We start from the raw sequence: 21,784 nt of genomic DNA on the forward strand, positions 1-21,784 counted from the left end.
AATAACTTTTTTTTCGAAAATATTGTAAATTTTTCGGCAAAAGGGTATGATATAGATGGTATAAAAGGAGGTCAATAACGTGGAAAATAACATCTCATTACAATCAATTAATACAATTCGTACATTAGGAATCGATGCAATTAATAAGGCGAATTCAGGTCATCCAGGTGTTGTATTAGGGGCAGCTCCGATGGCATATACTTTATTTACAAAACATATGAATGCTAACCCAAGCAATAGTAATTGGTTCAATCGTGACCGTTTTGTGTTAGCAGCTGGACATGGTTCAATGTTACTTTATTCATTATTACATTTATCAGGATATAATGTAAGCATGGATGATATTAAACAATTCCGTCAATGGGATTCTAAAACTCCAGGACATCCAGAGTTTGGACATACAGATGGTGTTGATGCAACAAGTGGACCATTAGGTCAAGGGATTCCAATGGCAATTGGAATGGCTCTAGCAGAAAAATTCTTAGCTAGTCGTTACAATAAAGAAGGGTATCCATTAGTTGATCATTACAATTTCGTTATTTGTGGTGATGGAGACTTAATGGAAGGTGTAACGAGTGAAGCCTCATCACTTGCAGGTCACTTAGGGTTAGGAAAAGTCGTTGTTTTATACGATTCAAATGATATCTGCTTAGATGGAGACTTAACACAAAGCTTTACTGAAGATGTATTAAAACGTTATGAATCTTATGGTTGGCACGTTCAACGTGTTGAAGATGGAACTGATATTGACGCTATCAATGCAGCTATTGAATGTGCAAAACAAACAACAGATAAACCATCAATTATTGAAATTAAAACAGTCATTGGATATGGTTCAAAATTACAAGGAACGAATGCTGTTCACGGTGCACCGTTAGGTGAAGAAGATAGTGCTTATGCAAAAGCACAATATGGATGGGATCATGAGCCTTTCACCGTACCAACAGAAGTTTATTCTCATTTTGAAAATACAATCAAAGCTCGTGGAGAAGAAGCTAACAAAGCATGGGATGAATTATTCGCACGTTATTCAAAAGAATACCCAGAATTAGCTGAAGAATTAACAAAAGCAATGAACAATGAATTAATCATTGATTTAGCAGATGTTATGCCTTCATATGAAATCGGACATTCACAAGCAACACGTGATACAAATAATGAAGCAATTAATGCGATTGCAAATGCGATTCCTTACTTCTTAGGAGGATCAGCTGACCTTTCGCACTCAAATAAAACAAACATTAAAAATGGTGGGGACTTTTCAAAAGTAACACCAGAAGGACGTAATATTTACTTTGGAGTTCGTGAATTTGCGATGGCTTCGATGTTAAATGGTATGATGTTACACGGTGGGGTACGCGTATTCGGAGGAACATTCTTCGTATTCTGTGATTACCTAAAACCAGCGATGCGTATGGCAGCGTTAATGGGATTACCAGTGACTTATGTTTTAACACACGACTCAATTGCTGTTGGAGAAGATGGTCCAACTCATGAACCAATCGAACAATTAGCCATGTTACGTACGATTCCAAACTTCTCAGTGATTCGTCCAGCTGATGCAAATGAAACAGCAGCGGCTTGGCGTTTAGCAGTGGAATCAAAATCAACTCCAACAGCATTAATCTTAACTCGTCAAAACTTAACAACAATGGCTAACACTTCATACGAAGGGGTAAGTAAAGGGGCTTATGTTGTAAGTGAAGCACAAGGTAAGATGGATGGAATCTTAATTGCAACCGGTTCAGAAGTCAACTTAGCTGTAGCAGCACAAGAAGCTTTAGCTAATGAAGGAATCAATGTTCGTGTTGTAAGCATGCCTTCAATGGATTTATTCGAAAAACAATCTAAAGAATACCGTGAATCAGTTCTTCCAAAATCAGTGACAAAACGTATGTCAATTGAAATGGGAGCAACATACGGATGGCATAAATATGTTGGATTCGATGGCGTTGTTTTAGGAATTGATCGCTTCGGAGCATCTGCGCCAGCAAATCAAGTCATTGAAGCATACGGATTCACAGTTGAAAATATTGTTTCTTTATACAAAGGAATGTAATGAATCATTAAAAGGTTGTTTCCTCATAGGGGAGCAACCTTTTTTATTTCAAAAACTTACATTTTTTAAAGGTGGATGGATATTATGAAGTATCAAATCTAAGTAGAGATTTCGATTGGCTTGCGGGATTATTTTTTTGTTTGATATTAAAAATCTTTAGTTTACTACTGATCTATTTGTCTGAATATAAAAAAATTGATAAAATTATTCATTTACCACGGATGTTTAGTCAGTATTTATTGATATATGTGAACACTCTAAAAGGAAAGTTAGTGACTTAATAATCATCACACTTTTTTTAAATGATTAGCTTTTTAGGTTTACATGTCACCGCTATTTCGCGAGCTTATCAAATTAGTCTTAAAACCATGCTAGGAATGTCAATTATCAGTGAAGAGGTAGAGATTATCATGATAGGATTCATTACCTTATTAGGAGGAATTATTTGCTACTACCGAGATTTTTTTGTCGTTTTACTTTAGAACGAGTATCTAATACTTATTAGTGAAGTCATCCCAAAACAACGAATGGCTGTTCATTGGTTATATTTATTAAGAGCTACTTATTGTAATGAGGGCATGGTGGGGGTTTTAAGCTTTGTGATGACGATTATTACGCTAAGCTATTTGAGTTTTTATCAAGTGAAATATACGATTTGTTCTAATCTATTTGTGATTGGTTTATTAGGATTGCTTGCTTATGAATTAGGAAGTTTAATTCATATGAGAATGATGGGAATCATAAATAGTGAACTTATCGGAATTTTCCTCATTCTTTTCTCAACCCTTTGGTACCTTCTTTTAAAAACGCTATCAATAGGTTAGTAAGGATGGTTTCTTTATCCTATATTTACTTGACATATTGACCATAATCTAGTATAAATTGAGTATAATAGTGGTCTATTGAATAGTAAAAACGTTTGGAGGAAATACATATGTTTACAAGTTGGGTATTTTGGTTATGGATTATTATCGCATTATTAGTAGGAGCTGTTGTTGGATTTTTCGTCGCACAACGTCAATTAAAGAAATATTTACAAAAAAACCCACCTATTAATGAAGAAGTCGTACGTACAATGATGATGCAAATGGGGCGTACACCTTCTCAAAAACAAATTAACCAAGTAATGAAACAAATTAATCAAAATATGAAGTAAAACTAAAAGCATTAGATGATCCTTAATCATTTAATGCTTTTCTTTTACTAAAAAATTTAGGAAATATATAAGTCACATAAGCCTTTTGCATCTTAAAACTTTTAAGACTCTACCAGCGGAGGAAATATGCTTCGCATAGCAGGTAACCCATGGCATAACTATTAAATATTTAATTTACCATAGTAGATGTAGAAAACATTTCTGTTTGTATGTAGAACAAATGGATATAGAACATAAAAAAAATAGCCTAAATGGCCATTTTTTTCTTATAATTGGTTTTTATGTGTCATATATTCATTAACAACAACATCAAGTTCTTGGCTTTTGGCTACAGTTAATTCATGCACCATTCCAAGATTTTTAACTAATTCATGTAATTCAGCTTTGACTTTAGTAATGCGTGCATATAGGATTTGTGCCTCATTAGATGTTGTGTGTGTTGAACAATTACTCGTTTTCATATTATGTTTCCCCCAATGACGTGTTTATAAGAATGAAACTTTGTTCTCTGTCCCGTTTAAGATACGCTTATAATTTGGAATATGTTTAATAATAATAAGAGCTGCGAAGATTGAAAACATAATTTGTGCCGTTAAATCATAATTTCCGAACCAAACGATGAAGACAGCGGCGATGGAAATAATCGTTGATGATAGTGAAACCATCTTCCAAATTTTTAATGTAATAACGAAAATAATGAATAGTATCGCAAATAGAACGGGTGAGTAAAATAATATAATTCCAGCGCTTGTAGCTACAGCTTTTCCCCCTTTAAAATTAGCGAAAATGGGATAGATGTGACCGATTAAAGCAAATACAGCAATAATTAATGGTGAAATCGTTGCTCCCCCATAAGTAGCAATTAATAGAGCCAATCCCCCTTTTAAAATATCTAGAATAAAAACAACGGCCCCTCCTTTTTTTCCTAGAACACGGAACGCATTCGTGCTTCCTAGATTTCCAGAGCCGTAGTTACGAATATCTTTTTGATAAAAAGTCTTCCCAATCACAAGTGCTGAGGGGAATGAGCCTAATAAATAAGCGACAATCATTAAAATTATATTGTTCATTTAAATCCTCCTTTTTTGTAGAAATATTATAGCATAGAGTCTAATAATATTAGTCAAAATTACAAAAAAAATATAAAAAACTTCTTTTTCGACATATTTCACACTGTTATTCGTATTCTAATTAATGTATAATACTTTTATTTTGTATAGAAATAAAACAAAAGTTCGATGAATTTGTGCAAATAATCTCTTTTATTCTGAGGTAAAATCTTTTAAAATGAGATAATGGAAAGAGAAAGGAGTGTCATCATGTCGACGCACTTAAATTATAACGAAGATTCGATACAGGTACTTGAAGGATTAGAAGCGGTACGAAAAAGACCTGGGATGTACATCGGTTCTACAGATAGCCGTGGATTACATCATCTCGTTTATGAAATTGTTGATAATGCTATTGATGAAGTTTTAGCCGGTTACGGTAATTATATAAAAGTAACAATTCATGAAAATAATAGTATTAGTGTCCAAGACTGTGGACGTGGAGTTCCTACCGGAATGCATAAATCGGGAAAGCCAACTCCTGAAGTTATTTATACAGTTTTACACGCGGGTGGAAAGTTTGGAACGGGTGGTTATAAAACATCAGGTGGATTACATGGTGTAGGGGCCAGTGTAGTCAATGCCTTATCGGAATGGTTAGAGGTAACAATTAAACGCGATGGATCTATTTTCCGTCAACGCTTTGAAAAGGGTGGACATCCGGTTACGGGACTTGAAGTGATGGGTAAAACAAAAGAAACAGGAACATTAGTGACTTTCAAGCCAGATCCAGAAATTTTTTCAACAACAGTTTATTCTTTTGATATTTTAAGTGAACGATTACGAGAGTCAGCGTTTTTACTAAAAGGATTAAAAATTGAATTAGTTGATTTAAGAAATGATAAAGAAGAAACGTTCTACTATGAGGACGGAATTAAATCGTTTGTTAGCTTTTTAAATGAAGGTAAAGATACGTTACATGAAGTCGTCTATTTTGAAGGTGAGAGCCAAGATATTGAAGTTGATTTTGCCTTCCAATACTCGGGAAGCTATTCAGAAAATATTTTATCATTCGTTAATAATGTCCGTACAAAAGATGGTGGAACACATGAAACAGGTGCAAAAGCTGTCTTAACCCGTATTTTTAATGATTATGCCCGTCGTAACGGACTTTTAAAAGAAAAAGATAAAAACTTAGAAGGTGCTGATATTCGAGAGGGATTAGCAGCAATTGTTTCTGTTCGTATTCCAGAGCGTTTATTACAGTTTGAAGGACAAACGAAAGCAAAGCTTGGAACACCAGAAGCACGTTCAGCTGTAGATAACGTTATTGCCGAAAAGTTAACATTCTTCTTTAATGAAAATGGAGCAGTTGCGACACAGTTAATTAAGAAGGCAGTGAAAGCGGCTCAAGTTCGAGAAGCGGCTCGTAAAGCACGTGAAGATGCACGTAGCGGGAAAACAAAAAAGAAAAAAGAAACTAATTTATCTGGGAAGCTAACGCCAGCACAAACAAAGAATCCACAAAAGAATGAGTTATTCTTAGTCGAGGGGGATTCGGCGGGCGGTTCAGCTAAACTAGGTCGAAACCGTGCCTTTCAAGCGATTCTTCCATTGCGTGGTAAAGTTATTAATACCGAAAAAGCAAAAATGGAAGACATCTTTAAAAATGAAGAAATCAATACGATGATTTATACTATTGGTGCCGGAGTAGGGGCGAACTTTGAATTAAGCGATGTTAATTACGATAAAATTATTATCATGACCGATGCCGATACTGATGGTGCGCATATTCAAGTGTTGCTTTTAACATTCTTCTTCCGTTACATGAAAGAATTAGTAGAAGCAGGAAAGGTTTATATTGCTTTACCACCACTTTATAAAGTTTCAAAAGGTCAAGGTAAAAAACAAGTCATTGAATATGCTTGGACAGATGAAGAGTTAAATGATGTTATTGCAAAAGTTGGAAAAGGTTATACCCTTCAACGTTACAAAGGTCTTGGTGAGATGAATGCCGATCAGTTATGGGATACAACTATGAATCCTGAAACACGAACTTTAATTCAAGTAACCATCGAAGATGCTGCGGACGCAGATCATCGAGTGACAACACTCATGGGAGATAAAGTTGAGCCTCGTCGAGAATGGATTGAGCAAAATGTCGACTTTACCATGGAAGATGATTATGACATAGAAAGGGTGTAATTTATGAATAAAGCTACCCAAGAACGTGTGCAGGTCATGCGTTTAGAGGATATTATGGGTGATCGTTTTGGACGTTACTCGAAATATATTATTCAAGATCGTGCATTACCAGATGTGCGAGATGGATTGAAGCCTGTACAACGACGTATTTTATATGCGATGTATAAAGACGGAAATACTTATGAAAAACCATTCCGTAAATCGGCTAAAACAGTCGGTAACGTGATTGGTAACTATCATCCTCATGGAGATTCTTCCGTTTATGATGCTATGGTGCGTTTATCACAAGATTGGAAGCTTCGTGAACCATTAGTTCAAATGCATGGGAATAATGGTAGTATTGATGGCGATCCAGCAGCCGCGATGCGTTATACGGAAGCTCGTTTATCAGCTATTTCAGGATTGTTATTAAAAGATATCGATAAAAACTTAGTTGATTTTGTTCCAAACTTTGATGATTCGATGACAGAACCAACAGTATTACCAGCCTTTTTCCCAAACTTATTAGTAAATGGGGCAACAGGGATTTCAGCCGGTTATGCAACTGATATCCCCCCCCATAACTTAGGTGAGATTATTGACGCCGTTATTTATCGAATGAATCATAAACAATGTGCATTAGATGATATTTTAACGTTTGTTCAAGGTCCAGATTTCCCAACAGGTGCTATTATTCAAGGGGAACAAGAAATAAAAAAAGCCTATACAACTGGAAAAGGTCGTATTGTCATTCGTTCAAAAGCTGAGATTGAACCAGTTCGTGGAGGACGTGAACAAATCGTTGTCACTGAAATTCCTTATGAAGTCAATAAAGCAAATTTAGTGAAGAAAATTGATGATCTTCGTATTGATAAAAAAGTTGAAGGAATCATGGAAGTACGTGACGAAACGGACCGCAATGGATTACGAATCGTCATTGAACTTAAAAAAGATGTTAAATCAGAAATCGTCTTAAATTACTTATTTAAAAATACTGATTTACAAATCTCTTATAACATTAACATGGTTGCGATTCATAATAAGCGTCCAGTCTTAATGGGATTAATGGATTTAATCGATGCGTATATTCAGCATCAAAAAGAAGTGGTAACTAACCGCTCAAACTTCGATTTAAAACGTGCTCGTGAACGTCAGCACATTGTTGAAGGGTTAATTAAAATGGTGTCTGTTTTAGATGAAGTCGTTCAAATTATTCGTCATTCAAAAGACAAAGCAGATGCGAAGAAAAATTTAATTCAAGCCTTTGGATTCAGTGAGCGTCAAGCAGAAGCTATCGTGATGTTACAGTTATATCGCTTAACTAATACAGACGTCACAGCTCTTGAAAAAGAGAATGAAGAATTAACAAAAACTATTCAAGAATTAACAGCTATTTTAAGTAGTGAAACTAAACTGTTAAAAGTCATTCAAGATGAGTTGAAACAAGTTAAAAAGCAATTTGAAACACCTCGCCGTAGTGTCATTCAAAAACATATCCAAGAAATCAAAATTGATGAAACAGATATGGTTGTTAAGGAAGATGTCATGGTTGCAATCACAAAAGATGGCTATGTTAAACGTACAAGTCTACGTTCTTACAATGCTACAAAATCAGATACGTCAACGATGAAAGAAGGCGACGAATTAGTTGCTAAACTTCAGTTAGATACGCTTCAAACACTTGTCATGTTTACAAATCGAGGAAGCTTTATTTATTTACCAGTCTTTAAGTTGCCTGAGTTTAAGTGGAAAGATATTGGTCAACACGTTTCAAACTTAGTGACGATGGATTCAGAAGAAAAAATTATTGCGGTACATGCGGTTTCTAATTTCAAAACGGAAGAGTACTTCTTCTTTACGACTGCAAGCGGAATGGTTAAGAAAACTCGATTAAGTGATTTAGAGGTGACACGTTATAACCGTGCCATGGTAGCCATGTCGGTAAAAGAAGATGATGAATTAATTTCAGTCATTCGTTGTACGTTTATGAACGATGTCATTATGGTAACAAAAAATGGATATCTGTTAAAGTTTAGTGATGATGAAATTACCCCAACTGGATTAAAGGCGATGGGAGTCAAAGGGATTCAATTAGGATCAGGTGATCAATTAATTAAAGTTGTTTTAGCCTCTGTTAATGATGAAATTTTGCTGTTAACGCAACGTGGAAATATTAAAAAATTAAAAGTAAAAGACATTGCGTTATCAACGCGTAACAAAAAGGGATGTTTAGGAATTAAAACCATTAAATCAAATCCACATCAATTTGTTGATTGTATCAAGGTTTTACCAAAACAAGAGGTTTCAATTTTAACAATTGATGGGATAACTAAATTAAATACAATACTTAAACCTGTTGATTTAAACTCAGTTGGAACAAATATGGTTGATGCTGAGGTCTTTAAATTTGTGGTTGAAGATATAGAATAAAAAAATCGATTCTCTTTAGAGAATCGATTTTTTTATTCTAATTAAATCAGTAATAGATTGGTAGTGTATTTAAATTTAGAGTAAAAATGGCGGCTTCATGTAGTTTATCAAAAGCATTTTTAAGTAAATGTTCATATTCCAAGGTGTCATCTCATACAATCTTATGAGTATAAGAAGAGTTAAGACAAAAACGATGGTGATAGAATGGAAATGATTAATAAGGTTGAATCATTAATCTTTAAGCAAGCCTTGAGTTATCCTCTTATTCAACTCATACAGAATAAAAGCGTCATTGTCAATGATCGTTGTACGGTAGAGAATTTTACAGAGGAATCTTGTATTTTGAAGACCCCAGATAACCGCTATGTGATTTTTGGGGTGAACTTACGTATTAAAGAGTATGGTGACTTAGTCATTCGAATTGAAAGTGATGGGATAAAAAAAATAGAAATAGTCGGTGATATGGATGAATAATAAATGGTTAAGTATCTTTATAACAAAAGTACAAATTATAGTGCCTTCTATGACAGAAGTCACCCAGCTCAGGTGTCAAAATATAATGATTTATGGGGTGAAAAAACATGAAGATGGCTATTTGGTTACAATTCGAAAGGATGTAGCCAAACAGCTTGAAACTCGTTATCCGATTGTGACAGAGTTATCGATTTATCCTGCCATCTTGAAAATTATTGTTCCCATTGTCGCTTTAACGTGTTTATTAATGATTTTGATGAATAAACATACAATTGGTTATCGAATTAATGGGAATTTAAATACTCAAGAACAACAAGAGTTAGAGGCATTACTTGAGCCCCATTTTAATCAGGTTGGACCATTTCACTTTTTAAAAAGTGAGGTTGAAGATATAAAAACTGAACTTGAAGCGTATTATAATGAATATGTTTGGATAAATATTTATCGAAAAGGAACAGATATCGTTTTCGATGTTTATAATACACCAGTGGATGAGCGTGATGATTTAGATACTTATTCTGACACACTATATGCGAAGCGTTCAGGGATCATTAAAAATTATAAAGTTTCAAGTTGTCGGGTGTTGGTTGAACAAAACCAGCTGGTTAAAGAAGGGGATCCATTAGTTACATGCTATGTCGAGCAACCGTATACAACTGAAATTATACCTATTGAAGATACGGCTAAGGGAGAAGTTTGGGCAGATACCTGGTATGAAGTTAATGTGACGGCGGAAAAAGTTGATGTACAAGAAGGTTTTACAGCTAACAAACAAACTACTTATGTTCTCCATCTGGGTGGAATGAAGTTTAACTTTCCTTCACAAGAGATTGCTTATGAGAAGTATGAAGAAGTGACAAAAGAGTACAATCCATTCTTTTTTATGGAAGAATCTCCCCTTTATTTAGAAAAAAGACAATATTATGAAAAACGTGATATAATGAGAGTAAATACTTCTGAAGAATTAAAGGCAAATCTTCTGACACTTGTTAAAAATAAATTTAAACAAGAGACAGATGGGGAGTTTATCATTAAGAATTTGGAGATAATATCAGAAGAAGAGACAGAGACACAATTTATTTATAAGTGTCATCTGACAATATACGAAAATATTGCATATTAGAGGAGCTGAATTATGAGTAAAGACCCTATTAAAATACCTGCAGTGTTTGAAACTATTGATGAGACAATCTCAGTTGTTGGACATCACGATAAACATTTAAAAATCTTTGAAGATTACTACAATGTCGAGATTTCATTACGAGGCGATCAGTTGTATTTATTCGGTGATGAGAAAAAAGCCGAAATTATTCGTCAAGTGTTATTAGCACTTGTGGAGTTACATCGTAAAGGAAAAGAAATTACAGAACGTGATGTGTTATATGCAATAAAAATGAATGAACAGCATCGTTTAGGTGAATTAGAATCACTCTTTGATGAGCGTTATAAAATTATCAAAACGATTCAAGGAAAAACCATCTATGCTAAAACATTCAATCAAAAAGAATATTATCGTAAAATTCAAGACAATGACCTTGTTTTTGGAATTGGACCAGCCGGGACCGGAAAAACTTATTTAGCGGTTGTGATTGGTGTTGCGTTACTTAAAAAGAATATTGTTCGTAAAATCATCTTAACGCGTCCAGTCGTTGAAGCGGGAGAAAACCTTGGATTTTTACCAGGAGATTTAAAAGAAAAGGTTGACCCATATTTACGTCCGCTATATGATGCATTATATGATGTACTAGGTCTGGAACAAACAGAAAAAATGATTGAACGTGGAATTATTGAGATTGCGCCACTTGCTTATATGCGTGGTCGTACCCTTGAAGATGCGTATATCATTTTAGATGAAGCACAAAATACAACGAAACAGCAAATGAAAATGTTCTTAACGCGTTTAGGATTTAATTCTAAGATGGTAGTCACAGGTGATGAGACTCAGATTGACTTACCTAAACCAGTAAAATCAGGTTTAAAACATGCAAAAGAAATTTTATCAGATGTAAAAGGAATTGAATTTGTTCAATTCGAAACAGTTGACGTTGTTCGTCATACGCTTGTTCAAAAAATTATTGAAAGCTATGAAAAGACTGGTGAGTAAAAAGGAGTAACAGATATGGGAGTAGATATCCAATTTTATAATCAAACGAGTGAGTCGGTTGAGACTTATGAAGCAATGATTACAACAGTAGTTAATGAAACGATTAAACAAGAAAATTTGACAAATGAGATGTTAGAGTGCAGTTTTATCTTCGTTGATAATGAGCAAATTCGTGAGATTAATGCGAACTACCGTCAAAAAGATGCCGTAACAGATGTTATTACGTTTGCTATTGAAGATGAAATGCCGGGAGAAATTAAAATTCAAGGAATTCCAATGCCTCGAATGCTTGGAGATGTTTTTATTTCTTTACCAAGAACACGTGAGCAAGCTGAGCGTTATGGACATTCATTTGAACGTGAATTAAGTTTCCTTGCTGTTCATGGATGTCTTCATTTGTTAGGTTATGATCATATAGAGCCAGAAGAAGAGAAAATCATGTTTGGTAAACAGGAGGATGTCTTAAATGCGCTCGGAATTCGACGTTAAAGAGGAACATTCCGTTAAAGCATTAATAAAATCTTTTCAACATGCTTTTTGTGGTATCTTGACATCGTTTGTAATAGGGCGTAATATAAAGGTCCACTATACAGCAGCTTTGGCTGCTGTTTTAAGTGGCCTTTCTTTTGGTATTAGTAAAGTAGAGCTTCTAATTATTCTACTCATCAGTGCACAAGTCATCTGTTTGGAAATGGTGAATACCGCTATTGAGAGAACGGTTGATTTAGTGACATCTGAGTATCATATTTATGCTAAAATTGCAAAGGATGTTGCCGCAGGAGCGGTTCTTGTCGCAGCTATTTTTGCGACAATTATCGGAGGAATTATCTTTCTTCCATATATATTTAAATAGTAGGTGAAGAGTTTATGAAAGAAATGTATGCAGACTTAATCGCAGCAGCAAAAGAAGCTTATCAAAATGCTTATGTGCCTTATTCTAAATTTCCAGTAGGAGCGGCTTTAAAATTAAAAGATGGAAATATTATTAATGGAGCAAACGTTGAAAATGCTTCATTTGGATTAACAAATTGTGCAGAGCGTTCTGCTTTATTTACAGCTTTTACAAAAGGTTATCGTCGCGACGATATTGAAGCGATTGCTGTTGTTGCTAATACGGATCGTCCAATTTCACCATGTGGAGCTTGTCGTCAAGTGATTAGTGAGTTAATGCCACAAGATGCACAAGTTATTTTATTAAGTAACAAAGATGAAGTAAAAACATACACAGTCGCAGAATTATTACCATATTCATTCACATCGGAGGATCTATAATGACTAACGAAGCATTTAAATCAGGGTTTGTCTCTATCATTGGGCGTCCTAATGTTGGAAAATCAACATTCTTAAACAAAGTTTTAGGAAAAAAAATTGCTATTATGAGTGATAAACCACAAACGACACGAAATAAAATTCAAGGGGTTATTACGGATCACGATTCGCAAACGATTTTTATCGATACACCAGGAATCCATAAACCGAAGCATGAGTTAGGTAAATTCATGACTGATTTAGCAATTGGAACATTAAATGAAGTCGATGCCGTTATGTTCATGGTAAATGCCACTGAAAAGTTAGGTCGCGGAGATCAATTCATTTTAGAGCATTTAAAATCAGTTAAACAACCAGTCTTCTTAGTGATCAATAAAATTGATTTAATTACAAAAGAAGAATTATTAACAGTGATTGCGACTTTCCGTGATCAGCATGACTTTGCGGGTATTATTCCAATTTCAGCGATGACAGGAGAAAATATCGATACTTTACTTTCTGTTATCAAAGAAGAGTTGCCAGAAGGACCACAATTCTACCCATCAGATCATATTACGGATCATCCAGAACGTTTCATTATTTCAGAATTAATTCGTGAGAAAGTATTGCATTTAACACATGAAGAAGTGCCACATTCAGTAGCTGTTGTTATTGATAAAATTGAAAAAGTAGATGGGAAAAATGTCATTGATGTGATGGCAACGATTGTTGTAGAGCGTCCATCTCAAAAAGGAATCCTAATTGGTAAAGGTGGAAAGATGTTAAAAGACATCGGGACATTAGCTCGTAAAGATATCGTTAAATTATTAGGAACAAAAATCTACTTAGAATTATGGGTAAAAGTTCAAAAAGATTGGCGTAATAAAAAATTATATCTAAATGACTTTGGATATAGTGAAAAAGAATACTAATTCGACTTTTTAAGACAAAATTAAATTGGAATTATCATAGATTTTCTCTTCTTAGCCATACTAATGTATAGGGGCTAAAAATAATAGCGTAGCTAGTAAGAAGGGATCATACATGAATAGTCTAGAATGGGAAATCTTTAAACGTACAGGAAAAATTGATCACTATTTGTTAATGAAAGAATCAGATAAGTTAGCGATAGACAATATAAATACTGAGTTCTCAGAAGAGATTGCTAATGTAAAGCCTGCTAAAGTTACAGAGGAGGAGTAGCGTGGCAATTGATGTTGAAGGAATTATATTGAAGAGCTTTAACTATGGAGAACACCATAAAATTGTTAAAGTTCTGACGGAGAATCAGGGGGTTATTGGCGTTTTTGTACAAAACGCCAATAAAGTTAATACAAAAAAAAGTGCACTCGTCCAGCCATTGACTTGTGCACGTTTTAATTTAAAGCCCTCAACAAATGCCAATAGCGATCTATATTATGTTTATAGTGGAGACGTTATTGATTATTATTTAAATGTAAAGTTAGATTATGAAAATATAGCTTATTTTTATTTTATGATTGAATTAATTTTAAAAGGGATGGCTGAATCTGAGTACAGTTCGTATGTTTATCGTATGTTGAAAAATTTCTTAGATGCAGCTGAACAAGGTTATTCAGCTTATTTATTAAGTTTAATTTTTCAACTTAAAATGATGCCTATTATTGGCATTGAACCTGTAATGGATTGCTGTGCTGTGTGTAGAAGTACAGAACATATCGCAACACTGAGTGTACGCCAAGGAGGATTAGTTTGTGCTAAGTGTTATCACCCAGCGGAACCTATTTTAATTGATGCTCCCCTTATTCCAATTGTTCGTGCACTGTATAAGGTTGATATTAATCATTTACCTGAGGTTGAATTAGAAGAAGAATTGTTGAAACCAATTGAGCAATTTTTAGATGCCTATTATGATTCATATGCTGGTTTACATCTTCAGACTAAGAAATTTATGAAAGAAATTTAAAGAAGAGCGAATTTGCTCTTCTTTTTCTACTTTATATTTGAAAAGCATAATAGAAAGTAGAAAGAGTCATGTTGTATAAATTATCTTTATGTATGAATTTTAATAAATGTGTGATTATTAGTTGTAATTATTGTTTTTTTGCCGTCGTTTTTCGTATTTTTGTATATTGTCTTTTAACTATTGATATACTATAATGGTAGTAGTATAATGCAATATTTATGTGAAGACGAAGAGTAGTACTTTTGAACATTTGAATGGCAGCGAGTCTGGGAAGGTGGGAGCCAGATTTCAAGGTCTTAAGGAAGGGAACTTTTGAGCATAGTTAACAAAGTGGTAAAATCATAGGATTTTACAAATAGGGTGGAACCGCGGGAATAACTCTCGTCCCTATGCTCGTGGCATAGGTATGGGAGTTTTTATTTTCTCTATGTTCACGAGACCAGAATTTTGTTAAGTGAAGGAGCGTTAAAATGAGTCAAGTAACAATGGAAAAAATCGTAAATATGTGTAAAACACAAGGATTCGTTTACCAAGGAAGCGAAATTTATGGAGGATTAGCAAATACTTGGGATTATGGGCCGTTAGGTGTGGAATTAAAAAATAACGTGAAAAAAGCTTGGTGGAAAAAATTTATCCAAGAGTCACCATATAATGTGGGGTTAGATAGTGCCATCTTAATGAATCCTCAAACTTGGGTTGCATCAGGGCACGTTGGAGGATTTAGTGATCCTTTAATGGACTGTAAAGCATGTAAGAGTCGTCACCGTGCAGATAAATTAATCGAAGATCATGGAGACGATATCGTAGCTGATGGATGGACAGAAGAGCAAATGATGGCTTATATTCGTGAGCACAATATTGCATGTCCAGACTGTGGAGCTCATGACTTTACAGATATTCGTCAATTTGAATTAATGTTTAAAACACACATGGGAGTTGTTTCAGACGATAAATCAGCTGTTTATTTACGTCCAGAAACAGCACAAGGAATCTTCGTTAATTTCAAAAATGTTCAACGTACTAGCCGTAAAAAAATTCCATTTGGAATTGGACAAATCGGGAAATCATTCCGTAACGAAATTACACCAGGAAACTTTACATTCCGTACACGTGAATTCGAACAAATGGAATTAGAATTCTTCTGTAAACCAGGTGAAGATGGACAATGGTATGAGTTCTGGAAACAATATTGCTGGAATTGGTTGGTAAATTTAGGAATGAATCCAGAACATATTCGTCAACGTGAACATTCACCAGAAGAATTAAGTCACTACAGTAACGGAACATCAGATATCGAGTACCGTTTCCCATTTGGTTGGGGAGAGTTATGGGGAGTTGCCAACCGTACTGACTTCGACTTAAAAGCACATATGAAAGAATCAGGAGCAAACTTCGAATATCAAGATCCAACAACAAATGAAAAATATGTACCATACTGTATTGAACCATCAGTAGGAGCAGACCGTGTGACATTAGCGTTCTTAATTGATGCTTATGAAGAAGAAACGTTAGAAAATGGAGAAACACGTGAAGTTTTAAAATTCCACCCAGCTTTAGCTCCTTACAAAGTGGCGGTCTTACCATTAGTTAAGAAATTGAATGAACAATCATTAGAAGTGTTTGCAGAATTATCTAAACATATGATGGTTGATTATGATGAAGCGGGAACAATCGGTAAACGTTATCGTCGTCAAGATGCAATTGGAACACCATTCTGTGTCACATTCGACTATGATTCATTAGAAGATAAAAAAGTAACAGTTCGTCATCGTGATACAATGGAACAAGAACGTGTAGCAATCGATGAATTAGTTGAGTACATTACTTCAAAAATTCAATTTTAATTTCTACATAAAGTTGCTTTAAAATTTTAAAATTAAGACATTATAGGAGAGAGGGTGAACACGATGGGAAAGGGTCGAATTCCACAAGAATTATTTGATGAAGTCGTAGAAAAAAGTGATATCGTTGATGTCATTAGTGACTATGTACAATTGAGTAAAGCTGGGAAGAATTATAAAGGTTTATGTCCTTTCCATGGGGAAAATACCCCCTCTTTTGTCGTGTCACCAGATAAAGGAATCTATAAGTGCTTTGGTTGTGGAGAAGGAGGAAACGTCGTTTCGTTCGTCTCTTCACTTGAAGCTATTTCATATCCACAAGCTATCTTAAAATTAGCCAAGCGTGCGGGGATTGAAACGAACATTGTTCTACCATCAGATGAATCGATTCAAGACGCTAAGTTTAAAAATGAATTTGATATTTTAGAGTTTGCTAAAGGATTTTATCACTATTATTTAAATCACACAAAAGAAGGAAAAGTGGCATTAGATTATCTTCATAATCGTGGGATGAGTGATGAAACGATTGCGAAGTTTGGAATCGGGTTAGCTCCATCTTATTCGGACGCTTTAGTTAAAACGTTAGCTAATAATCGATATTCGTTAGATGTGGCGATGAAATTAGGTTTACTTAATGAGCATAATGGACAATATTATGATCGATTTAAATCCCGTATTATGTTCCCTATTTTTGATAAAATCGGACACGTGGTTGGATTTAGTGGTCGTGTTTTCTTAGAAGGGGATACTCATTTAGGGAAATACGTGAACTCACCTGAATCACCTATTTTCCAAAAAGGAAAGCTTATTTATCATTTAAATGATGCTAAGTTAGCGATTCGTCGTCATAATCGAGTCTTATTATTTGAAGGATTTTTAGATGTTATTTCCGCAGTTGAAGCGGGATTTGTTGAATCAGTCGCGACGATGGGAACCGCTTTGACCGAAGATCATAGTCGTGAATTACGCCGTCTAACTGATCAAATTATATTATGTTTTGATGGGGATAAAGCCGGACTCGCTGCTGCGAACAAAGCAATTCCTATTTTAATGGCACAAAACTTTTCAGTCAGTGTCGTTGAAATTCCAAATAAAATGGATCCTGATGAGTTTATTAAGACACACGGGAAAGAGGCCTTTTCTAAGTTAATTGATCAAGCAATTCCAGCTGTCGATTATCAGTATCGTTATATTAAACGACAGTTTAATTTAGAATTTGTTAGCCATCGAGAGCAATTTAAACGTCAAATCTACCATTTTGCTTATACCTTGCAAAGTCACACTCTGCAAGAGTTAATTTTAAAAAAATTAGCGTATGATATTTCAATAGGTGAGCAAAGTATTTTGCAGGAGTTCAATAGTAGCAAAAGTCAAGTGTATAAAAATGCCAATATTAATAACAATAAAAACGAAAACCTACAGATACATTCAAGACAAGTGCGAGATACTAAATATGAACGTTCTGAAAAAATGTTAATTCACTACATGTTAAAAGAGCGCCGTGTCGCTTTACAGGTAGAAAAAGAGTTAAATGGTTATTTGAATGATCCAACGCGTCGTAATATCGTGCTATATATTTTAGATTATTACACGACACATGAAACGATGAATTTACAATATTTTTTAAATTGGATTGACGAAGCCTTAGTTAAGCCGATTACAGATATTATTTTTGAGTGCGAGTCGCTTCCACCCCTTGGAAGTGATGAAGTCATTTATGATTTAATTTCTGTCGTTAAAGAATATGTTTATAGAGCTCAGATGGAGCAATTAAAAAAACAAATTAGCGAAGCAACATTAGATCACGAGAAATTGGAATTACTAGGTAAAGTAAATCAACTCAAACAACAGTTTGGGAAATAGAAGGAGTGGTTTTATGTCAAATCCGGTACTTGACGAAAAAAAGATTTTAGAAATTAATAATCAATTAATCAAGTTAGGAAAAAAACGTGGTTATTTAACATACGATGAAATCAATAATAACTTTGAACAAGTTCATTTAGACCCAGAAATGATTAGTTCATTTTTAGATTTATATGATGCAGAAGGAATTGATATCGTTAAATCAGAAAAAATTGTTGAACCAGAAGTTGCTCAAGCAGAAGAGGAAGAAACAGTTTTAATCTTACCTGATTTCGATAACGAAGATGAAGATGATGAAAACATCCCAGCTGACTTTAATGCTGAGGATGAAGTAGATTTAGAAGAAAAATTCGATGATTTTGAGTTTACATCACAGTTTAAAATCAACGATCCAGTTCGTATGTACTTAAAAGAGATCGGACGTGTTGAATTATTATCAAGCCAAGAAGAGATTAACTTTGCGAAGAAAATTGAGCGCGGAGATATTTCGACTGAGATTTTAGATTTACGTCGTCGCAATGAAGAGCTTCCAGCTGAATTATTAGAGCGTATTGACTCTTTAATTAAAGATGCTGGAGAAGCAAATGATGGAAATGAATTCTTAATTGGAATTACTGAGTTAAGTGATGAAGAAGCACGTCGCGTGATTCATGAAGGTGAGTACGCGAAAAAACGTCTAGTTGAAGCAAACTTACGTTTAGTTGTAAGTATTGCAAAACGTCATGTGGGACGTGGAATGTTATTCTTAGACTTAATCCAAGAAGGAAACATGGGATTAATTAAAGCCGTTGAAAAGTTTGACTACCGTAAAGGATTCAAATTCTCAACATATGCAACATGGTGGATTCGTCAAGCTATCACTCGTGCGATTGCTGACCAAGCACGTACAATTCGTATCCCAGTTCACATGGTTGAAACAATTAATAAATTAGTTCGTATTCAACGTCAATTAGTTCAAGAATTAGGGCGTGAACCATTACCAGAAGAAATCTCAGAAAAAATGGGAATTTCACCTGAGAAAGTTCGTGAAATCTTAAAAATCTCTCAAGAACCCGTTTCATTAGAATCACCAGTAGGTGAAGAAGATGATTCACACTTAGGAGATTTCATTCCAGATGCGGATGCATTATCACCATCTGAGTTTGCTTCTAACGAAATGCTTAAAAAAGAATTAGATGATGTCTTAGAAACGTTAACCGATCGTGAAGAGCGCGTGTTACGTTTACGCTTTGGACTTGAAGATGGACGCACACGTACACTTGAAGAAGTCGGAAAAGAATTCGGTGTAACTCGTGAACGTATTCGTCAGATTGAAGCAAAAGCATTACGAAAACTACGCCATCCTTCTCGTAGCCGTCGCTTAAAAGACTTCATGGAAGAATAGGATTCGATAGTATGAATTACGATTTATCGTTACGTTTACAAACATGTTTAAATTCTCTAGCACCACTACAAACTGTAGCGGATGTTGGAACAGACCATGCATACCTACCTTGTGTAGGTATTTTAAATGGTCAATTAAAAAAAGCAATTGCGGCTGATATCGGGGTAGGTCCTTTAGAAGCAGCAAAAACAACAATTGCTCGATACAACTTAAATGAGAAAATTGAAACACGCTTAGGTCCGGGCTTAACGGTTTTAAATCCTTCTGAAGTTGAAGGTGTTGTGATTGCTGGAATGGGTGGGAAATTAATTGTCTCTATTTTAGAAGACAATATCTCATTGTCTCAATCATTTCAACGTTTAGTCTTACAACCTAATATTGATGCTAACTTATTGCGTGCTTGGCTAGCAGCACATCAATTTGAAATCATTGATGAAAAAATCGTTTTAGATGAAGGAAAGTTCTATGAGATTATTGTTGCTAAACCAGTTGAGGAATTAGTCCCTTATAGCGAGTTAGATATTGAATTTGGGCCAATTTTACGCTTAAACAAAGAACATGACGTTTTCCATGCAAAATGGAGTAAAGAATTTGCTAAAAATGAATCCATCATTCATCAATTACCAGTGAATCATCCACGTTTGGAGAGTTTAAAACAACGCCAAGCATTATTAAAAGAGGTGTTATAAATGAGTCTTAGTATTTCAGATGTCATTAAACAATTGGAAGTCTTATTTCCAAAACATTTAGCTTACGATAAAGATCCTATTGGATTACATATCGGAAATGTGAATCGCCCATTAACTAAAGTTTTAGTGACACTCGATGTAACTAAGGCGGTCGTTGAAGAAGCGATTGAACGTGGAGCCAATTTAATCGTGGCGCATCATCCATTTATTTATCGTCCATTAGCTTCAATTAATACGAATACTCCAAAAGGGAAAATCGTAGAGCTTTGCATCAAGCACGATATTTGTGTGTATTCTATGCACACCAACTTTGATATCGCAAAAAATGGGATGAATGACTGTTTAGCTAATGCTCTAGGGTTAATGAACATTCAACCTTTAATTCCGACGAAACGTGAAGAATATTCAAAAATTGCGATTTATGTTCCTAGCACACATGTTGAAGATGTTCGTCAGGTTATGGGAGATGCAGGCATTGGACAGATTGGTGCTTATTCACACTGCACATTTACGACTTCAGGAACTGGTTCATTTCAACCATTAGCGGGTAGTCAACCGTTTATCGGACAAACTGGTGAAATTGAATACGTGGATGAAGTGAAGATTGAAGGGGTACTTCCAACTTCTTTAGTAAGTTGTGTGATTGCTAAAATTAAAACGGTACATCCTTACGAAGAAATGGCATATGATGTGTATGCCTTAAATGTGACGATGCCTGATGCTGAGTATGGTCTTGGACGTATTGGGCAAGTTGAAAATCCAGTTGAAGCTTCTGAGTATATTCAACACGTTAAACAGGCTTTAAATGTTTCACATGCCCGCTTCGTTGGTAAGCTGAATAAAAAAATTAAAACAGTTGCGATTATTGGTGGAAGTGGAAGTAGCTATATTGGACCTGTTAAGGCTAAGAAAGCTGATTTATTTATTACAGGTGATGTAGGATTCCATGATGCCCAAGATGCTCAAGAGATGGGATTAAACATTTTAGATGTGGGACACCATGCAGAGTGTATTATGAAGCAACATGTTGCAAGTTTATTAAATGAATTAATGGGCGATATTGCACTGGCCTCTGAGTTAAGTACGGAACCGTTTAAATTCGTTTAATGAATTGAAAATTTTACTAAATATCATAAAATATTGTACATTTTTCATTTGAATGTATATAATAGAGATAAGAAAAAATAAAAAAACGTTGATTAAGGCGTAGTAATGAGGAACTTGCTATTAAGGGAGAGGGTGTCTAAGACTGGAAGCACTCTTATAGTTAAACTCATGAATTCACCTTGTGAGTGATGCTAATCACATCCGGTTGCGGCCGTTATCCGTTTTAAGAGGTTAAGAATTTATCTTAGCAA

At 34.8% G+C, this 21,784-nt stretch carries 21 protein-coding genes and 2 other annotated features (1 of these 23 only partly in view); of the genes, 19 read left to right on the top strand and 2 right to left on the bottom strand.

Annotated elements, in window-relative coordinates; genetic code table 11:
* The first annotated feature begins 79 nt into the window (after positions 1-79).
* The 3 genes from tkt to J0J69_RS12895 all read left to right on the top strand — a co-directional run bounded on the left by tkt (position 80) and on the right by J0J69_RS12895 (position 3,215).
* Positions 80-2,059, top strand: coding sequence for a transketolase (gene tkt, locus J0J69_RS12885; RefSeq protein ID WP_212725745.1), 1,980 nt, complete (start codon positions 80-82; stop codon positions 2,057-2,059).
* Positions 2,060-2,640: 581 nt separating this feature from the next.
* Positions 2,641-2,883: a hypothetical protein gene (locus tag J0J69_RS12890; RefSeq protein WP_212725746.1), complete on the top strand. Its 243-nt coding sequence runs from the start codon at positions 2,641-2,643 to the stop codon at positions 2,881-2,883.
* Between the two features lie 110 nt (positions 2,884-2,993).
* The gene (locus J0J69_RS12895; RefSeq protein WP_055241239.1) at positions 2,994-3,215 is read left to right on the top strand and encodes a YneF family protein; all 222 of its coding nucleotides are present in this window, start codon (positions 2,994-2,996) and stop codon (positions 3,213-3,215) included.
* Positions 3,216-3,481: 266 nt separating this feature from the next.
* Here J0J69_RS12895 and J0J69_RS12900 read toward each other — a convergent pair whose 3' ends face one another.
* Together J0J69_RS12900 and plsY are read right to left on the bottom strand one after the other, a co-directional pair.
* Positions 3,482-3,676, bottom strand: a complete 195-nt coding sequence (locus J0J69_RS12900) for an aspartyl-phosphate phosphatase Spo0E family protein (RefSeq protein WP_055241237.1) — start codon at positions 3,674-3,676, stop codon at positions 3,482-3,484.
* Between the two features lie 24 nt (positions 3,677-3,700).
* Complete coding sequence (plsY, locus tag J0J69_RS12905; protein ID WP_055241235.1) at positions 3,701-4,285, bottom strand: glycerol-3-phosphate 1-O-acyltransferase PlsY; 585 nt, start codon at positions 4,283-4,285, stop codon at positions 3,701-3,703.
* Between the two features lie 249 nt (positions 4,286-4,534).
* Between plsY and parE the strand changes: the two genes are divergently transcribed.
* From parE to J0J69_RS12985, 16 genes are all read left to right on the top strand, one after another.
* On the top strand, positions 4,535-6,469 hold the full coding sequence (gene parE, locus J0J69_RS12910) for a DNA topoisomerase IV subunit B (protein ID WP_055276326.1): 1,935 nt from the start codon (positions 4,535-4,537) through the stop codon (positions 6,467-6,469).
* 3 nt (positions 6,470-6,472) lie between these two features.
* Positions 6,473-8,878 carry a DNA topoisomerase IV subunit A gene (parC, locus tag J0J69_RS12915; RefSeq protein WP_212725747.1) on the top strand — a complete coding sequence of 802 codons (2,406 nt, stop codon included), beginning with the start codon at positions 6,473-6,475 and terminating at the stop codon, positions 8,876-8,878.
* Between the two features lie 204 nt (positions 8,879-9,082).
* On the top strand, positions 9,083-9,352 hold the full coding sequence (locus J0J69_RS12920) for a YabP/YqfC family sporulation protein (protein ID WP_055241229.1): 270 nt from the start codon (positions 9,083-9,085) through the stop codon (positions 9,350-9,352).
* An 85-nt stretch (positions 9,353-9,437) separates the two neighbouring features.
* Positions 9,438-10,475: a sporulation protein YqfD gene (locus tag J0J69_RS12925; protein WP_256637886.1), complete on the top strand. Its 1,038-nt coding sequence runs from the start codon at positions 9,438-9,440 to the stop codon at positions 10,473-10,475.
* 12 nt (positions 10,476-10,487) lie between these two features.
* Positions 10,488-11,456: a PhoH family protein gene (locus tag J0J69_RS12930; protein ID WP_055241225.1), complete on the top strand. Its 969-nt coding sequence runs from the start codon at positions 10,488-10,490 to the stop codon at positions 11,454-11,456.
* Positions 11,457-11,471: 15 nt separating this feature from the next.
* Entirely contained in the window at positions 11,472-11,945 is a 474-nt protein-coding gene (gene ybeY / locus J0J69_RS12935) for an rRNA maturation RNase YbeY (protein ID WP_055241222.1), read from the top strand.
* Positions 11,923-12,309 (top strand): diacylglycerol kinase family protein, encoded by a 387-nt coding sequence (locus tag J0J69_RS12940; protein WP_055276329.1) that lies wholly within the window; start codon positions 11,923-11,925, stop codon positions 12,307-12,309. The genes ybeY and J0J69_RS12940 overlap by 23 nt, the downstream gene beginning before the upstream one ends.
* A gap of 14 nt (positions 12,310-12,323) precedes the next feature.
* Positions 12,324-12,728, top strand: coding sequence for a cytidine deaminase (cdd, locus tag J0J69_RS12945; RefSeq protein ID WP_055276331.1), 405 nt, complete (start codon positions 12,324-12,326; stop codon positions 12,726-12,728).
* A complete protein-coding gene (gene era / locus J0J69_RS12950; RefSeq protein ID WP_212724385.1) occupies positions 12,728-13,636 on the top strand; it encodes a GTPase Era in 909 nt (302 codons plus the stop codon). The genes cdd and era overlap by 1 nt, the downstream gene beginning before the upstream one ends.
* Positions 13,637-13,748: 112 nt before the next feature.
* Positions 13,749-13,907, top strand: coding sequence for a YqzL family protein (locus tag J0J69_RS12955; protein WP_156344942.1), 159 nt, complete (start codon positions 13,749-13,751; stop codon positions 13,905-13,907).
* Between the two features lies 1 nt (position 13,908).
* Positions 13,909-14,649 (top strand): DNA repair protein RecO, encoded by a 741-nt coding sequence (recO, locus tag J0J69_RS12960; RefSeq protein WP_055241215.1) that lies wholly within the window; start codon positions 13,909-13,911, stop codon positions 14,647-14,649.
* 214 nt (positions 14,650-14,863) lie between these two features.
* Positions 14,864-15,041: a binding site (T-box leader), on the top strand.
* A gap of 78 nt (positions 15,042-15,119) precedes the next feature.
* Positions 15,120-16,493, top strand: a complete 1,374-nt coding sequence (locus J0J69_RS12965) for a glycine--tRNA ligase (protein WP_055241213.1) — start codon at positions 15,120-15,122, stop codon at positions 16,491-16,493.
* A gap of 63 nt (positions 16,494-16,556) precedes the next feature.
* The gene (dnaG, locus tag J0J69_RS12970; RefSeq protein ID WP_212724386.1) at positions 16,557-18,353 is read left to right on the top strand and encodes a DNA primase; all 1,797 of its coding nucleotides are present in this window, start codon (positions 16,557-16,559) and stop codon (positions 18,351-18,353) included.
* A gap of 13 nt (positions 18,354-18,366) precedes the next feature.
* Positions 18,367-19,737, top strand: coding sequence for an RNA polymerase sigma factor RpoD (rpoD, locus tag J0J69_RS12975; RefSeq protein WP_055241209.1), 1,371 nt, complete (start codon positions 18,367-18,369; stop codon positions 19,735-19,737).
* Between the two features lie 11 nt (positions 19,738-19,748).
* Positions 19,749-20,426, top strand: a complete 678-nt coding sequence (locus tag J0J69_RS12980) for a tRNA (adenine(22)-N(1))-methyltransferase (RefSeq protein ID WP_212724387.1) — start codon at positions 19,749-19,751, stop codon at positions 20,424-20,426.
* Positions 20,427-21,533, top strand: a complete 1,107-nt coding sequence (locus J0J69_RS12985) for a Nif3-like dinuclear metal center hexameric protein (protein WP_212725748.1) — start codon at positions 20,427-20,429, stop codon at positions 21,531-21,533.
* 79 nt (positions 21,534-21,612) lie between these two features.
* Positions 21,613-21,784 (top strand) — a binding site (T-box leader); it runs 33 nt beyond the window's last position.

Origin of the sequence: Turicibacter bilis, assembly GCF_024499055.1 — a bacterium.
GTDB lineage: Bacteria > Bacillota_I > Bacilli_A > MOL361 > Turicibacteraceae > Turicibacter > Turicibacter bilis.

Coding starts and splice junctions, on each gene's coding strand:
- J0J69_RS12895 (WP_055241239.1), top strand. CDS start 2,994: ATGTTTACAAGTTGGGTATTTTGGTTATGGATTATTATCGCATTATTA.
- J0J69_RS12900 (WP_055241237.1), bottom strand. CDS start 3,676: ATGAAAACGAGTAATTGTTCAACACACACAACATCTAATGAGGCACAA.
- plsY (WP_055241235.1), bottom strand. CDS start 4,285: ATGAACAATATAATTTTAATGATTGTCGCTTATTTATTAGGCTCATTC.
- parE (WP_055276326.1), top strand. CDS start 4,535: ATGTCGACGCACTTAAATTATAACGAAGATTCGATACAGGTACTTGAA.
- parC (WP_212725747.1), top strand. CDS start 6,473: ATGAATAAAGCTACCCAAGAACGTGTGCAGGTCATGCGTTTAGAGGAT.
- J0J69_RS12920 (WP_055241229.1), top strand. CDS start 9,083: ATGGAAATGATTAATAAGGTTGAATCATTAATCTTTAAGCAAGCCTTG.
- J0J69_RS12925 (WP_256637886.1), top strand. CDS start 9,438: ATGATTTATGGGGTGAAAAAACATGAAGATGGCTATTTGGTTACAATT.
- J0J69_RS12930 (WP_055241225.1), top strand. CDS start 10,488: ATGAGTAAAGACCCTATTAAAATACCTGCAGTGTTTGAAACTATTGAT.
- ybeY (WP_055241222.1), top strand. CDS start 11,472: ATGGGAGTAGATATCCAATTTTATAATCAAACGAGTGAGTCGGTTGAG.
- J0J69_RS12940 (WP_055276329.1), top strand. CDS start 11,923: ATGCGCTCGGAATTCGACGTTAAAGAGGAACATTCCGTTAAAGCATTA.
- cdd (WP_055276331.1), top strand. CDS start 12,324: ATGAAAGAAATGTATGCAGACTTAATCGCAGCAGCAAAAGAAGCTTAT.
- era (WP_212724385.1), top strand. CDS start 12,728: ATGACTAACGAAGCATTTAAATCAGGGTTTGTCTCTATCATTGGGCGT.
- J0J69_RS12955 (WP_156344942.1), top strand. CDS start 13,749: ATGAATAGTCTAGAATGGGAAATCTTTAAACGTACAGGAAAAATTGAT.
- J0J69_RS12965 (WP_055241213.1), top strand. CDS start 15,120: ATGAGTCAAGTAACAATGGAAAAAATCGTAAATATGTGTAAAACACAA.
- dnaG (WP_212724386.1), top strand. CDS start 16,557: ATGGGAAAGGGTCGAATTCCACAAGAATTATTTGATGAAGTCGTAGAA.
- rpoD (WP_055241209.1), top strand. CDS start 18,367: ATGTCAAATCCGGTACTTGACGAAAAAAAGATTTTAGAAATTAATAAT.
- J0J69_RS12980 (WP_212724387.1), top strand. CDS start 19,749: ATGAATTACGATTTATCGTTACGTTTACAAACATGTTTAAATTCTCTA.
- J0J69_RS12985 (WP_212725748.1), top strand. CDS start 20,427: ATGAGTCTTAGTATTTCAGATGTCATTAAACAATTGGAAGTCTTATTT.